This is a genomic window from Halorubrum salinarum (assembly GCF_013267195.1).
Lineage (GTDB): Archaea > Halobacteriota > Halobacteria > Halobacteriales > Haloferacaceae > Halorubrum > Halorubrum salinarum.
This window is the reverse complement of record NZ_CP053941.1, coordinates 1,225,192-1,239,562: the sequence shown is the minus strand read 5'-3', so window position 1 is coordinate 1,239,562 and position 14,371 is coordinate 1,225,192. Positions and strand designations below refer to the sequence as shown.

The 14,371-nt window shown below is 68.7% G+C and carries 10 protein-coding genes and 3 tRNA genes; 10 read left to right on the top strand and 3 right to left on the bottom strand.

The annotated features are described in order from the left end of the window. Positions 1–278: 278 nt before the first annotated feature. A complete protein-coding gene (locus HPS36_RS06240; RefSeq protein ID WP_173230797.1) occupies positions 279–2,114 on the top strand; it encodes a cation:proton antiporter domain-containing protein in 1,836 nt (611 codons plus the stop codon). A gap of 187 nt (positions 2,115–2,301) precedes the next feature. On the opposite strand, the gene HPS36_RS06235 is transcribed toward HPS36_RS06240, so the two are convergent. Continuing rightward, positions 2,302–2,374, bottom strand: a tRNA-Arg gene (locus HPS36_RS06235). Between the two features lie 248 nt (positions 2,375–2,622). On the opposite strand from HPS36_RS06235, the gene HPS36_RS06230 reads away from it, so the two are divergent. From HPS36_RS06230 to HPS36_RS06220, 3 genes are all read left to right on the top strand, one after another. Continuing rightward, positions 2,623–4,086 carry a single-stranded DNA binding protein gene (locus tag HPS36_RS06230; protein WP_173229180.1) on the top strand — a complete coding sequence of 488 codons (1,464 nt, stop codon included), beginning with the start codon at positions 2,623–2,625 and terminating at the stop codon, positions 4,084–4,086. A 79-nt stretch (positions 4,087–4,165) separates the two neighbouring features. After that, complete coding sequence (locus HPS36_RS06225; protein ID WP_173229178.1) at positions 4,166–4,597, top strand: histone family protein; 432 nt, start codon at positions 4,166–4,168, stop codon at positions 4,595–4,597. Then, complete coding sequence (locus HPS36_RS06220) at positions 4,598–5,602, top strand: histone deacetylase family protein (protein ID WP_173229176.1); 1,005 nt, start codon at positions 4,598–4,600, stop codon at positions 5,600–5,602. A 106-nt stretch (positions 5,603–5,708) separates the two neighbouring features. Here HPS36_RS06220 and HPS36_RS06215 read toward each other — a convergent pair. Together HPS36_RS06215 and HPS36_RS06210 are read right to left on the bottom strand one after the other, a co-directional pair. Next, a tRNA-Asp gene (locus HPS36_RS06215) sits at positions 5,709–5,781 on the bottom strand. Positions 5,782–5,811: 30 nt separating this feature from the next. After that, a tRNA-Asp gene (locus HPS36_RS06210) sits at positions 5,812–5,884 on the bottom strand. A gap of 276 nt (positions 5,885–6,160) precedes the next feature. On the opposite strand from HPS36_RS06210, the gene HPS36_RS06205 reads away from it, so the two are divergent. Genes HPS36_RS06205 through HPS36_RS06180 form a run of 6 tightly spaced genes read left to right on the top strand, consistent with a single transcriptional unit; the run spans position 6,161 to position 14,345 of the window. Continuing rightward, complete coding sequence (locus tag HPS36_RS06205) at positions 6,161–6,391, top strand: DNA-directed RNA polymerase subunit H (RefSeq protein ID WP_004599097.1); 231 nt, start codon at positions 6,161–6,163, stop codon at positions 6,389–6,391. Continuing rightward, the gene (locus HPS36_RS06200) at positions 6,388–7,953 is read left to right on the top strand and encodes a DNA-directed RNA polymerase subunit B'' (RefSeq protein WP_173229174.1); all 1,566 of its coding nucleotides are present in this window, start codon (positions 6,388–6,390) and stop codon (positions 7,951–7,953) included. The genes HPS36_RS06205 and HPS36_RS06200 overlap by 4 nt, the downstream gene beginning before the upstream one ends. Positions 7,954–7,955: 2 nt before the next feature. Continuing rightward, positions 7,956–9,785, top strand: a complete 1,830-nt coding sequence (gene rpoB, locus HPS36_RS06195; RefSeq protein ID WP_053770170.1) for a DNA-directed RNA polymerase subunit B — start codon at positions 7,956–7,958, stop codon at positions 9,783–9,785. Then, positions 9,786–12,719, top strand: coding sequence for a DNA-directed RNA polymerase subunit A' (locus HPS36_RS06190; protein ID WP_173229172.1), 2,934 nt, complete (start codon positions 9,786–9,788; stop codon positions 12,717–12,719). Beyond that, the gene (gene rpoA2, locus HPS36_RS06185) at positions 12,712–13,926 is read left to right on the top strand and encodes a DNA-directed RNA polymerase subunit A'' (RefSeq protein WP_173229170.1); all 1,215 of its coding nucleotides are present in this window, start codon (positions 12,712–12,714) and stop codon (positions 13,924–13,926) included. The genes HPS36_RS06190 and rpoA2 overlap by 8 nt, the downstream gene beginning before the upstream one ends. Then, positions 13,926–14,345, top strand: coding sequence for a NusA-like transcription termination signal-binding factor (locus tag HPS36_RS06180; RefSeq protein ID WP_173229169.1), 420 nt, complete (start codon positions 13,926–13,928; stop codon positions 14,343–14,345). Before rpoA2 ends, HPS36_RS06180 begins: the two co-directional genes overlap by 1 nt. The last annotated feature ends 26 nt before the right edge of the window (positions 14,346–14,371 follow it).

Sequence of the window (14,371 nt, the reverse complement as noted above, 5' to 3'; positions counted from 1 at the left end):
CGCCGAGGAGAGCGGCGACCGGCCCGCGGACCTTCCGGACGCTCCGGCGGAGGGCGAACGTCGGGATGGGGTCGCGGACGGTCATGGGTTCGACCCGGCGGTGGGGACCGACCGGGCGTACTCTTACCGAGAGACGGAACCGAATTAATAGTTGCTCGTGTGTGTGACTCAATGCCGCGGCCGGTTGTCGCGGCGGACCGGCCGCCGTCCGGACCACCAGTACACTAAGGAAGGCCGGGAGCGTATCGCCGGTAGCCGTGTCCAGTAGCCTGCTCCCGGTGATCGCGGTCGTCCTCGTCTCGGGGCTCGGGGTCCAGCTCCTCGCGCACCGGCTGCGGGTCCCCAGCGTCATCTTCTACCTCGCGATCGGGGTGCTGTTGGGGCCCGAGCTGCTGGGGCTGGTCACGCTGGAGACGTTCGGCGACGGCCTGGAGATCATCGTCGGGCTCAGCGTCGCGATCATCGTCTTCGAGGGGGCGTTCGCCCTCCGGATCGACCGGATCCGGCGCGCGTCGACGGCGTCGCTCCGGCTGGTGACCGTCAGCGCCCTCGTGATGTTCGTCGGGACCGCGGCCGCGGTCCGCGCGTTCACCGACGGCACGTGGGAGATCGCGCTGCTGATCGGCGCGCTGCTCGTGGCCACCGGCCCGACCGTCATCACGCCGATCCTCGACGTGGTCCGGGTGCGCGACCACGTCGCGACCGCCTTGGAGACCGAGGGGATCGTCAACGACGTGACGGCCGCGATCGTCGCGGTCGTCATCTTCGAGACGCTGCTGCTCGACGACCTCGGCGTCCCCGCGACGGTGGTCTCGTTCCTCCAGCGGTTCGGCGTCGGGGTCGCGGCGGGGCTGCTCGCCACGGTCGTCATCTACGCGCTGCTGGAGAGCGACCTCGTCCCCGAACGCGACGTTCAGGCGTCGCAGTTCCTCGTGCTGGCGGCCGCGATCGGGTCGTTCGCGGCCGCGGAGGCGGTCGCCGCGGAGGCGGGCATCGCGGCGGCCGCGACGAGCGGGATCCTCCTCGGGAACCTCGGGATCGACAACCGCGAGGAGATCGAGCGGTTCGCGCAGAACACCACCACGATCGTCTTATCGTTCGTGTTCATCTCGCTCGCGGCGCTGATCGACGTGGAGGCGATCGCCGGCCTCGGGCTCGGCGTGGTCGCGATCGTGATCGTTGTCATGCTCGTCCTCCGGCCGCTGGGGGCGTTCATCGCGACGGCCGGCGTCGAGCGGTTCACCCGGCCCGAGCGGCTGTTCCTCGCGAGCGTCGGCCCGCGGGGTATCATCCCGGCGAGCGTGGCGACGCTGTTCGCCATCGAGCTGGAGCTCGCGGGCAGCGTCGCCGCCGGCGAACTGCTCGTCGGCACGGTGTTCGCGGTCATCTTCGCGACGGTCCTCGTGGAGGCGGGGCTCGCGCGGCAGATCGGAGAGTTCCTCGGAGTGTCACCAATGCGCACGATAATCATCGGCGGGGGTCGGGTCGGCCAGGCGCTCGCCACGCGACTGGAGAACAGGGGCGAGTACGTCGTGGTCGTCGAGACGGACCCCGACGTCGTCGAGCGCGCGCGCTCGGCCGGGTTCACCGTCTACGAGGGCGACGGCAGCGACACGGAGACGCTGCGCGAGGCGCACATCGAGGACGCCAAGCGGTTCATCACGACGACGGCCGACGACGACATCAACCTCCTCGCCTGTCAGCTCGCGATCACCAAGTTCGACGTCGAGTCCGTCTACTCGCGCGTGAACGACCCGGACAACGTCGACGCCTTCGACAGCATCGGCGTCACCGGCATCGACGCCACGACCGCGACCGCGGTCGCCATCGACGACGAGATCGAGCGGCCCGCGCTCACCCACTGGATGAACGAGCTCGGCGACAGCCACGACGTCCAGGAGGTGGAGGTGACCTCCGAGACGCTCGCGGGGCAGAGCATCCGCGACCTCAATGCGCAGATCCCCGACGGCACCTTCGTCGCCGTGGTCAGCCGCGACGGCGACAACCGCGTCCCCTCGGCGGACAGCGTCGTCGAGGTCGGCGACCACCTGACGTTCATCGGCGACACCGACGGGGTCCGCCGCGCGATGGAGCGCTTCCACCCGCACGACTAAGACGCACATTACGGCGTTCGTACCGTTCGCGGTGGGGGAACTGCGGCTGATGACCTGACGCTGAGTCATTTAGAAGCCGTACCAAGGATGCGTCCTGACGGAGTCTCACGCGAGCGAAGCGAGCGTGAGGCAAGTCAGGACGTGAACGCAGCGGCTGCCGAGCGAAGCGAGGCAGCCGCAAAGTGAGCGTCCTGACGGAGATTTGAACTCCGGTCCCTGGCTCCGCAAGCCAAGAGGATAGTCCACTACCCTACCAGGACTCATCTCTACCTATCGCGGTAGAACTTAAGACGGTTACGGTCCGGCGGCCGCGTGCCCCCGGTCCGCACGGACGCTCCGAGCGGGATGAACACCTTTTGTATCGACGGGCACCATGAACCGCTATGCGACGCCTTCGAGCCGCGACCGCGACCCGCGCCGGTCGCCCCGCCGACCGGCCGGGAGCCGGCGCGAACCCCGGGCAACGGCAACGCTTATGCGCGACCTCGCCGACCACGGAGGGACGAGTATGGGAGCCATAGAAGAGGTGTACGAGGACCTCGACACCGAGGTCGAGTTCGAGGAGTTCGAGGCCGCGGTCGAGGACAAGGTCGAGCAGATGGGCGGGCTTGCCGACGAGGAGACCGCCGCGATGCTCATCGCGCACGAGCTGCGCGACGAGGAGGCCGACACCATCGCCGACATCGAACCGGGGATGAACGAGGTGAAATTCCTCGGGAAGGTGACCGCCATCGGCGAGGTCCGGACCTTCGAGCGCGACGACGACGAGGCCGAGGAGGGCCGGGTGTGTAACGTCGACGTCGCGGACGCCTCCGGATCCGTCCGGGTCGCGCTGTGGGACGACATGGCCGCGGCCGCCGAGGAGGAGTTGGAGGTCGGGCAGGTCCTCCGCGTCATGGGCCGCCCCAAGGAGGGGTACAGCGGGCTCGAAGTGAGCGCGGACAAGGTCGAACCGGACGAGGACGCCGAGGTCGACGTCCAGGTGCTCGACACCTACCGCGTGGAGGATCTCACGCTCGGCGCGTCCGACGTCGACCTCGTCGGCCAGGTGCTCGACACCGACTCGATCCGGACGTTCGACCGCGACGACGGCAGCGAGGGGCGCGTGGCGAACCTCACCGTCGGCGACGAGACGGGGCGCGTCCGCGTCACGCTGTGGGACGGGAAGGCCGACCTCGCCGAGGAGTTCGACCCCGGCGAGGTCGTCGAGGTCGGCGACGGCTACGTCCGCGAGCGCGACGGCGACTTAGAGCTCCACGTCGGCGACCGCGGGACCGTCGAGCGCGTCGACGAGGACGTGGAGTACGTGCCCGAGACGACCGACATCGCCGATCTGGAGATCGGACAGACCGTCGACGTCGGCGGCGGCGTCATCGAGACGGACCCGAAGCGGACGTTCGACCGCGACGACGGCAGCGAGGGGCAGGTCCGCAACGTCCGGATCAAAGACGAGACGGGCGAGATCCGCGTCGCGCTGTGGGGCGACAAGGCCGACCGCGAGATCGAACTGGCCGACCGCGTCGTCTTCACCGACGTGGAGATCCAAGACGGCTGGCAGGACGACCTGGAGGCGTCCGCGAACTGGCGCTCGACCGTCTCGGTCCTCGAGGGAGAGAGCGACGCGGCGGATGCCGCCGGGGGCGGACGCTCGGGCGGCGACCGCGACGCCGACGAGACCGGGCTCGGCGCCTTCGCCGAGGACGGACAGAAGGCGGCCGCGGAGGCCGTGGCCGGCGAGGGCGGCGAGGACGAGGCGAGCGGCGCGGGCGGCGCCGCGGCCGCGACGGCGGAGCAGTCGGGCGAGGCGGTGGAGTTCACCGGGACGGTCGTCCAGACGGGCGACCCGGTCGTCCTCGACGACGGCCAGCGGACGAAGACGGTCGAGACCGACGCGAGCCTCCGCCTCGGCGAGGAGATAACCGTCCGGGGGCCGGAGCGGGACGGCACCATCGACGCCGACGACGTCTTCTGACGCGGCCGGTTCCCCTCCGGAACCGGCGGCCACGCGGGTAACGGAAAGCGTTATACGATACACGGACGCGACTGTGTGTATGAGTGTCGAGTTGCCGTTCGCGCCGGTCGACGGGATCATCCGGCGGAACGCGGGGGAACTCCGCGTCAGCGCGGACGCCGCCGAGGAGCTCGCGCGACGGATCCAGTCGCACGGCGCGGAGCTGGCCGTCGACGCGGCCGAGCGGGCGACCGCGGACGGTCGGAAAACGCTGATGGCGGCCGACTTCGGGGTCGAGCAGGTCGTCAGCCGCGAGGACCTCACGCTGCCGGTCGCGCCCATCGACCGGATCGCTCGGCTCCGGATCGACGACCGGTACCGCGTGGGCGTCGACGCGCGGGTCGCGCTGGCCGACATCTTAGAGGACTACGCGGACAACGTCGCAAGCGCGGCCGCGACGCTGGCCCGCCACGCGGACCGACGGACGGTACAGGCCGAGGACATCAAGACGTACTTCGCGCTGTTCGAGTAGATGCGGTTCGGCTACAGCGAGCGGTGCCTCGACCACGACACCGGCGAACGACACCCGGAGAACCCGGACAGGCTCCGCGCGATCCGCCGCGGGCTCGCCAAGCGCCACGGCGTCGAGTACGTCGAGGCCGACCCCGCCGAGAAGGCGGCGGTCACGGCGGTCCACGACGCCGCGTACGTCGACGAGCTCGAGTCGTTCGTGGCGGACGGCGGCGGGAGCTGGGACCCCGACACCGTCGCCAGCGACGGGACGTGGGACGCCGCGCTCACCTCCGCCGGGCTCGCCCAGTGGGCGGCCCGCGCGGCACTCGACGGCTCGACCGGCCGACAGACGCCGTTCGCGCTCGGACGCCCCCCGGGTCACCACGCCGTCACCGACGACGCGATGGGGTTCTGCTTCTTCAACAACGCCGCCGTCGCGGCCCAGACCGCGCTCGACGAGGACCTCGCGGACCGCGTCGCGATCTTCGACTGGGACGTTCACCACGGCAACGGAACGCAGGACATCTTCTACGACCGCGGCGACGTCTTCTACGCGTCGCTCCACGAGGACGGCCTCTACCCGGACACCGGCGACCTCGACGAGACCGGCGAGGGGGGCGGCGAGGGGGCGACCGCGAACCTCCCGCTGGCGGCCGGCGCCGGCGACGCCGACTACCTCTACGCCGTCGACGAGGCGATCGCGCCCGCCGTCGACCGGTTCGACCCCGACCTGCTGATCGTCTCCGCGGGCTTCGACGCGCACCGCCACGACCCCATCTCGCGGATGCGCGTCTCCTCGGAGGGGTACGCGCTGTTAACCGACCGGATCCGGACGCTCGCCGAGAACGTCGGCGCCGCGGACGCGTACGTGCTGGAGGGCGGCTACGGGCTCGACACGCTCGCCGAGGGCGTCTCGATGGTCCACGAGACGTATGACGGGCGGCCGCCCGTCGACACCGACGAGGATCCGGACGCCAAGACGGAGTCGCTCGTCGACGACCTCCGGGCGGAACTGGGTCTGTAGGGCGGGGGGAGTCGCTTCGCTCTCTGGTTCAAATTCCTTCTGGGTACGTCGACGCCGGACTCGCTCGTCGCTACCGCTCCTCGCTCGTAGTCGGCGTCGACAAGAACGCCCGGAGCGGGATTTGAACCCGCGTCACGACCGTGACAGGGTCGTATGATGGGCCACTACACCATCCGGGCAGACAGCGACAGCGCCCCGAAACGTGGGGACGCCCGGAGCGGGATTTGAACCCGCGTCACGACCGTGACAGGGTCGTATGATGGGCCACTACACCATCCGGGCTTGTCGCATCAGTTCGTATCCCTGTCTGGCAAATAAGGCTTGTCATCCCTGACGGGAGTGCGGGTGGGTGACAGGGAATTGCGGCTCGCGGGCCGCGACGTTGCGGGGCCGATCGGGGTCGCGGCCGGTATGCTTTTGTGCCGACCGCGCGTGTGTGGCAGTGTCGCTCGCCCCGCGACCGTGAGCCGTGCGCGGCGCGCTTGGTAAGTCTTATGCCGCTGGCGCATATACGAACCTGTAGTATCTCGTGATAGCTTCTCCCCACCACCAGCACCCATGGTAGACGTAAGCCAACACGAACTCGTCCCGGACCACGTTCTCCTCGACGACCCCGAGGAGGTCGAGGAGGTCCTGGCGGAGTACGACGTGAAGAAAACGAATTTACCGAAAATCAAACGCACAGACCCCGCGCTCCCCGACGAGGCCGAAGTCGGTGACGTGGTGAAGATCGTCCGCGACTCCCGCACGACCGACGAGGCGGTCGTGTACCGACTGGTCGTCTCATGAACAGGCAAGACCGACGCGTGGTTTCACGCGAGTACTTCTCGGACGAACGGCTCGCCGAACACCACTTCCGCTCGTTCAACAACTTCCTGGACCGCGGCATGCAGGAAGTGGTCGACGAGAAGGAGACGATCGAGACGGACATCGGCGACAAGGAGGGCCAGGAACCGGTGTACGTCGAACTCGGCGACGTGCGGATGGTCACCCCGCGCGTCCGCGAGGCCGACGGCTCCGAGGAGCTGCTCTACCCCCAGGAGGCGCGCCTCCGTAACATCACCTACTCGGCGCCCGTGTTCATGGAGATGTCCATCGTGCGCGGCGGCGAGGACGAGCCCGAACAGGTCGTCGACACGACCGAGACCAAGGTCGGCCGGATGCCGATCATGGTCGGCTCGGACAAGTGTAACATGGCGGGCTTCTCCGACGAGGAGCTCATCGACATCGGCGAGGACCCCGTCGACCCCGGCGGCTACTTCATCGTCAACGGCTCCGAGCGCGTGCTGATGACCTCGGAGGACCTGGCGCCGAACAAGATCCTCGCGGAGTACGACTCGAAGTACGGCGACGAGATTCAGGTCGCGAAGACGTTCTCCCAGCGCCGCGGGTACCGCGCGCTGGTCCTCTGTGAGCGCAACCGCGAGGGGCTTCTCGAAGTGTCGTTCCCCTCCGTCTCCGGCTCTATCGACTTCGTGACGCTGGTCCGCGCCCTCGGGCTCGAATCCGACGAGGAGATCGTCCACCGCGTCTCGGACGACCCCGAGATCGTGAAGTTCATGCTGGAGAACTTAGAGGAGGCCGACGTCCAGACGACCGAGGGGGCGATCGAGACCCTCGGCGAGCGCGTCGCGAGCGGCCAGGGGAAGAACTACCAGCTCAAGCGGGCGAACTACGTTATCGACCGCTACCTGCTCCCCCACCTCCACGAGGAGGGCGTCGACGAGGAGGACGTGCGGATCAACAAGGCGTACTACCTCTGCCGGATGGCCGAGGCGTGCTTCGAGCTCGCCTTGGACCGCCGGGAGGCCGACGACAAGGACCACTACGCGAACAAGCGCCTGAAGGTCTCCGGCGACCTCATGCGCGACCTGTTCCGCACCGCGCTGAACAAGCTGGCGCGCGACGTGAAGTACCAGCTCGAACGCGCCAACATGCGGAACCGGCAGCTCACCGTCAACACCGTCGTCCGCTCCGACGTGCTGACCGAGCGGCTCGAACACCCGATCGCGACGGGGAACTGGGTCGGCGGCCGCTCGGGCGTCTCCCAGCTCGTCGACCGGACGGACTACATGGGCGTGCTCTCGCACCTGCGCCGCCTGCGCTCGCCGCTGTCGCGCTCGCAGCCGCACTTCGAGGCGCGGGACCTCCACGCGACCCAGTGGGGTCGCATCTGTCCCTCCGAGACGCCGGAGGGGCCGAACTGCGGGCTCGTGAAGAACTTCGCGCAGGCGATGGAGCTGTCACAGACCGTCGAGGACGAACAGGGGCTGAAACGAGAACTGGCGTCGATGGGTGTCGAGGGGATCCCCGGCATCGAGGGCGTCGAACGACAGACGGCGGACGACTGATCATGGCACAAGCAGAACGCGAAGCGAAGGTGTACGTCAACGGGAGCCTCGTGGGCACCCACGAGAACCCCCACGAGCTCGCGGAACAGATCCGCGAGGCGCGCCGCCGGGGCGACGTCTCGGAGATGGTGAACGTCTCGGTGAAAGACCGGACCCGCGAGGTCATCGTCAACGCCGACGCGGGACGGGCGCGGCGCCCGCTCATCGTCGTCGAGAACGGCGAGCCGCTCCTCGGCGACGAGGAGATCGAGGCCCTCGAGCGCGGCGACGTCGAGTTCGAGGACCTCGTCGAGCGCGGCTACGTCGAGTTCATCGACGCCGAGGAGGAGGAGGACATCCTCGTCGCCGTCGACGAGGAGGACGTGACCGAGGACCACACGCACCTCGAGATCGACCCGCAGCTCGTCTTCGGTATCGGCGCGGGGATGATCCCCTACCCCGAGCACAACGCCTCGCCCCGGATTACGATGGGCGCGGGGATGATGAAGCAGTCGCTCGGGCTCCCCTCGGCGAACTACCGGATCCGGCCGGACACGCGCCAGCACCTCCTCCACTACCCGCAGCTGGCGATGGTGAAGACGCAGACCTCCGACCAGATCAGCTTCGACGAGCGGCCGGCGGCGCAGAACTTCGTCGTCGCCGTGATGTCCTACGAGGGGTTCAACATCGAGGACGCGCTGGTGATGAACCAGGGCTCCGTCGACCGCGCGCTCACCCGCTCGCACTTCTTCCGTACCTACGAGGGCGAGGAGCGCCGCTACCCCGGCGGTCAGGAGGACCGCTTCGAGATCCCGGACCAGGACGTGCGCGGCGCCCGCGGCGAGGACGCCTACACGCACCTCGACGAGGACGGCCTCGTCAACCCGGAGACGAAGGTCGACGAGTCCTCCGTCCTGCTCGGCAAGACCAGCCCGCCGCGCTTCCTCGAGGAGCCCGACGACATGGGCGGGCTCTCCCCGCAGAAGCGTCGCGAGACCTCGGTGACGATGCGCTCGGGCGAGTCGGGCGTCGTCGACACCGTGACGCTGATGGAGGGCGAGGACGGCTCCAAGCTCTCGAAGGTGAAGGTGCGCGACCAGCGCGTCCCCGAGCTCGGGGACAAGTTCGCGTCCCGACACGGACAGAAGGGCGTCGTGGGCCACCTCGCGCCTCAGGAGGACATGCCGTTCACCGAGGAGGGGGTCGTCCCCGACCTCGTGATGAACCCGCACGCGCTGCCGTCGCGGATGACGGTCGGCCACGTGCTGGAGATGCTCGGCGGCAAGGTCGGCTCGCTCCGCGGCTCGCGGGTCGACGGCACGCCGTTCCAGGGCGAAGACGAAGAGGAGCTCCGCGATCAGCTCGAGGAGTACGGCTTCAAGTCCTCCGGCAAGGAGGTCATGTACTCCGGCGTCACCGGCGAGAAGATCGACGCCGAGATCTTCGTCGGGACGATCTTCTACCACAAGCTGTACCACATGGTGTCGAACAAGCTCCACGCCCGCTCGCGCGGGCCGGTCCAGGTGCTCACGCGCCAGCCGACCGAGGGGCGCGCCCGCGAGGGCGGCCTGCGCGTCGGGGAGATGGAGCGCGACACGATCATCGGCCACGGCGCGTCGATGGTGCTCAACGAGCGGCTGCTGGAGTCTTCCGACGCCGAGACGGTCCACGTCTCCGCGGAGACCGGGCTCGTCGCCGTCGAGGACCGAGAGCAGCGCCGCGTGTACGACCCGGTCACGGGCGACGAGGACGACATCCACGAGCTGGAGGTCAGCTACGCGTTCAAGCTCCTGCTCGACGAGATGATCGCCCTCGGCATCCGACCGAAACTCGAACTGGAGGACGCGATTTAGATGTCAACGCAAACACCGAAAGTGCTCGGCGGGATCGACTTCGGCCTCATGGACCCGGAGACGTACCGGGACATGTCCGCGACGAAGGTGATCACGGCCGACACGTACGACGACGACGGCTATCCGATCGACATGGGGCTGATGGACCCGCGACTGGGCGTCATCGACCCCGGCTTAGAGTGCCGCACCTGCGGTTCCCACTCCGGCTCCTGTAACGGCCACTTCGGCCACATCGAGCTGGCCGCCCCCGTCATCCACGTGGGCTTCACGAAGCTCATCCGGCGGCTGCTCCGCTCGACGTGCCGCGAGTGCGGGCGGCTCGCCTTAGACGACGCGCAGCGCGACGAGTTCCGCGACCGCTACGAGCGGGCGAAGGAACTGGGCGACGACGAGCACGACGTGCTGAAGGCCGCCGTCCGGCAGGCCCGGAAGGCGTCGACCTGCCCGTTCTGCGGCGAGCCGCAGGCGGACATCAAACACGAGAAGCCGACCACCTACTACGAGGTCCAGGACGTGCTCTCGGGCGACTACTCCGAGCGCATCGCGGCCGCGATGCAGCCCGACGAGGAGGACGACGACCCGGGCACCTCGCCGCAGGAGCTCGCCGACGCGACCGACATCGCCCTCGACCGGATCAACGAGATCATGGCCGGCGAGTTCCGCCCGCGCAAGGAGGACCGCCGCGCCATCGAGAAGGCGTTAGATGTCGACCTCACCGAGGAGGACATGAACAAGCTGATGCCCTCGGACATCCGCGACTGGTTCGAGGACATCCCGGACGAGGACCTCGAAGTGCTCGGCATCGACGCCGAACACTCCCGGCCGGAGTGGATGATCCTGACGGTGCTGCCGGTGCCGCCGGTGACCACCCGTCCCTCGATCACGCTGGACAACGGCCAGCGCTCCGAGGACGACCTCACCCACAAGCTGGTCGACATCATCCGGATCAACCAGCGGTTCATGGAGAACCGCGAGGCCGGCGCCCCGCAGCTGATCATCGAGGACCTCTGGGAACTCCTCCAGTACCACGTCACGACGTTCGTCGACAACGAGATCAGCGGGACGCCGCCGGCGCGACACCGCTCCGGGCGCCCGCTGAAGACCCTCAGCCAGCGGTTGAAGGGCAAGGAGGGCCGCTTCCGCGGCTCGCTGTCCGGCAAGCGCGTCAACTTCTCCGCCCGGACCGTCATCTCCCCGGACCCGACGCTCTCGCTTAACGAGGTCGGCGTGCCCGACCGCGTGGCCAAGGAGATGACGCAGACGCTCAACGTCACCGAGCGCAACGTCGAGGAGGCGCGGCAGTACGTCCGGAACGGGCCCGAGGCCCACCCCGGCGCGAACTACGTGCGCCGCCCCGACGGCCGCCGCCTGAAGGTGACCGAGAAGAACTGCGAGGAGCTCGCCGAGAAGGTCGAGGCCGACTGGGAGGTGAACCGCCACCTCGTGGACGGCGACATCGTGATCTTCAACCGGCAGCCCTCGCTGCACCGGATGTCCATCATGGCCCACGAGGTCGTGGTGATGCCGTACAAGACGTTCCGACTCAACACCGTCGTCTGTCCGCCGTACAACGCCGACTTCGACGGCGACGAGATGAACATGCACGCGCTGCAAAACGAGGAGGCCCGCGCCGAGGCCCGCGTCCTCATGCGCGTCCAAGAGCAGATCCTCTCGCCCCGCTTCGGCGGGAACATCATCGGCGCCATCCAGGACCACATCTCCGGCACCTACCTGCTCACCCACTCGAACCCCGAGTTCACGGAGACGCAGGCGCTGGACCTGCTTCGCGCCACCCGCGTCGACGAGCTGCCCGAGGCCGACGGCGTCGACGACGACGGCCGCGAGTTCTGGACCGGCCGCACGCTGTTCTCGGAGCTGCTCCCGGACGACTTGGACCTCTCGTTCACCTCCTCGGCCGGCGACGAGGTCGTCATCGAGGGCGGCCAGCTGATCGAGGGCACCATCGACGAGGACGCGGTCGGCGCGTTCGGCGGCGAGGTCGTCGACACGCTCACGAAGGAGTACGGCGAGACCCGCGCCCGCGTGTTCATCAACGAGATCGCGTCGCTGGCGATGCGCGCGATCATGAACTTCGGGTTCTCGATCGGGATCGACGACGAGTCGATCCCGCCGGAGGCCGAAGAGCAGGTCGACGACGCCATCGAGAGCGCCTACGACCGCGTCCAAGAGCTCATCGAGACGTACGAGGCCGGCGAGCTGGAGTCGCTCCCGGGCCGCGGCGTCGACGAGACGCTGGAGATGAAGATCATGCAGACGCTCGGGAAGGCCCGCGACTCGGCCGGCGAGATCGCCGACCAGCACTTCGGCGACGACAACCCGGCGGTCGTGATGGCCCGCTCCGGCGCCCGCGGTTCGATGCTGAACCTGACGCAGATGGCCGGATCGGTCGGCCAGCAGGCGGTCCGCGGCGAGCGTATCAACCGCGGCTACGAGGACCGGACGCTCTCGCATTACCGGCCGAACGACCTCTCCTCGGAGGCCCACGGCTTCGTGGAGAACTCCTACCGCGGCGGGCTCACGCCCCAGGAGTTCTTCTTCCACGCGATGGGCGGCCGCGAGGGGCTCGTCGACACGGCGGTCCGGACCTCCAAGTCCGGGTACCTCCAGCGCCGGCTCATCAACGCGCTCTCCGAGCTGGAGGCGCAGTACGACGGCACGGTCCGGGACACCTCGGGCCGGATCGTCCAGTTCGAGTTCGGCGAGGACGGCACCTCGCCGGTGAAGGTCTCCTCCGGCGAGGAGGACGGCATCGACGTCGAGGGGATCGTCGACCGCGTGGTCGACGCGGAGTTCGCCTCCGACGAGGAGAAAGAGCGGTTCCTCGGCGAGCGCGAGCCGCCGACGAACCTCTCGGAGCACGCCGGGCCGGGGCTGAACAAGGCCGGCGGGCCGGGGGTGGAGTCCGATGACTGAGTACGACCACGTCACCGACGACATGGAGGCGGTCGTGGAGGCGACCGAGCTCCCCCGTCGGCTCAAGACGAAGGTGTACGAGGCCATCGACCGGAAGGCCGAGGAGGCCGGCGAGGTCACCATCGAGCAGGCGACCGCCATCGTCGACGGCGTCGTGAACCGCTACGAGCAGACGCGGGTCGACCCCCTCGACCCCGTCGGGACGGTCTCGGCGCAGTCGATCGGCGAGCCCGGGACGCAGATGACGATGAACACGTTCCACTACGCGGGCGTCGCGGAGATCGACGTCACGCAGGGGCTCCCCCGGCTCATCGAGCTGGTGGACGCCCGGAAGACGCCCGACACGCCGATGATGACGGTCCACCTCGACGGCGAGTACGCGACTGACCGCGAGAAGGCCCACGAGGTCGTCTGGTCGATCGAGGCGACGCGCATCCTCGCGCTCGGCGACGTGTCGACCAACGTCGCCGACATGCTGGTCCGCATCGACCTGAACGACGACACGCTCTTAGAGCGGTGGCCCACCCACTCCGACGCGACGGAGGTCGCGGAGATCATCGCCGAGACGATCGAGGACTCGCTCGGCGTCGAGACCCGCCAGGCCGGCACGGTCATCGAGTTCGGCCCCAACGAGCCGAGCTACCGCGAGCTGCTCCAGCTCGTCGAGCGGCTCCGGGAGATCGTCTTCAAGGGCATCGAGGAGATCAAGCGCGTCGTCATCCGCAAAGAGGAGATCGACGGCGACGAGGAGTTCGTCCTCTACACCGAGGGGTCGGCGTTCGGCGACACCCTCGACATCGAGGGCGTCGACGCCTCGCGGACGACGTGTAACAACATCCACGAGATCTACCGGAACCTCGGGGTCGAGGCGGCCCGCGAGACGATCATCGACGAGACGAAGAACACGCTCGAAGAGCAGGGACTCGACGACGTGAACGTCCGGCACCTCATGCTCGTCGCCGACATCATGACGAACAACGGCGAGATCGAGTCGATCGGCCGGCACGGCATCTCCGGCAACAAGGACTCGGTCCTCGCGCGCGCGGCGTTCGAGGTGACGGTCAACCACCTGCTCGACGCCGCGATCCACGGCGAGTACGACGACCTCGACGGCGTCATCGAGAACGTCATCGCCGGCAAGCCCATCTCGATGGGGACCGGCGACGTCGACCTCCGGATGGGGTCGCGCGTCGTGAGCGACGACTAATGCGCGTCGAGCTCTCCGACGAGGCGCGGCGGTACATCGGTCGGTTCGACGAGCTGACCGGCGTCACGCCGACCGACTGCCTCGTGGAGGGCGACCGGCTCGTGTTCGTGGTCCCGGCCGGCGAGATGGCGGCCGCGATCGGTCAGGGCGGCCAGACCGTCGCGGAGGCCGAACGGCGGCTCGACAAGTCGATCGAACTGGTCGAGGACGCGGACACCGCCGAGGCGTTCGTCGCCAGCACGCTCGCGCCGGCGGCCGTCAACGCCGTCACCATCTCCGAGCAGAACGACCGCGTGGCGTACGTCGAGGTCCCGGAGGCGGACCGCGGCGTCGCCATCGGCGCGGACGGCGCGAACATCGAGACCGCCCGCCGGCTCGCGGAGCGGCACTACGACGTCGACGACGTGCAGCTGACCTGACGGCGAACCCACGCCCTTTTGCCGAC

What these genes read in the sequence shown, in the direction of transcription:
- HPS36_RS06230 (WP_173229180.1), top strand. Translation starts at nt 2,623, where the DNA reads ATGGGAGCCATAGAAGAGGTGTACGAGGACCTCGACACCGAGGTCGAG.
- HPS36_RS06225 (WP_173229178.1), top strand. Translation starts at nt 4,166, where the DNA reads ATGAGTGTCGAGTTGCCGTTCGCGCCGGTCGACGGGATCATCCGGCGG.
- HPS36_RS06220 (WP_173229176.1), top strand. Translation starts at nt 4,598, where the DNA reads ATGCGGTTCGGCTACAGCGAGCGGTGCCTCGACCACGACACCGGCGAA.
- HPS36_RS06205 (WP_004599097.1), top strand. Translation starts at nt 6,161, where the DNA reads ATGGTAGACGTAAGCCAACACGAACTCGTCCCGGACCACGTTCTCCTC.
- HPS36_RS06200 (WP_173229174.1), top strand. Translation starts at nt 6,388, where the DNA reads ATGAACAGGCAAGACCGACGCGTGGTTTCACGCGAGTACTTCTCGGAC.
- rpoB (WP_053770170.1), top strand. Translation starts at nt 7,956, where the DNA reads ATGGCACAAGCAGAACGCGAAGCGAAGGTGTACGTCAACGGGAGCCTC.
- HPS36_RS06190 (WP_173229172.1), top strand. Translation starts at nt 9,786, where the DNA reads ATGTCAACGCAAACACCGAAAGTGCTCGGCGGGATCGACTTCGGCCTC.
- rpoA2 (WP_173229170.1), top strand. Translation starts at nt 12,712, where the DNA reads ATGACTGAGTACGACCACGTCACCGACGACATGGAGGCGGTCGTGGAG.
- HPS36_RS06180 (WP_173229169.1), top strand. Translation starts at nt 13,926, where the DNA reads ATGCGCGTCGAGCTCTCCGACGAGGCGCGGCGGTACATCGGTCGGTTC.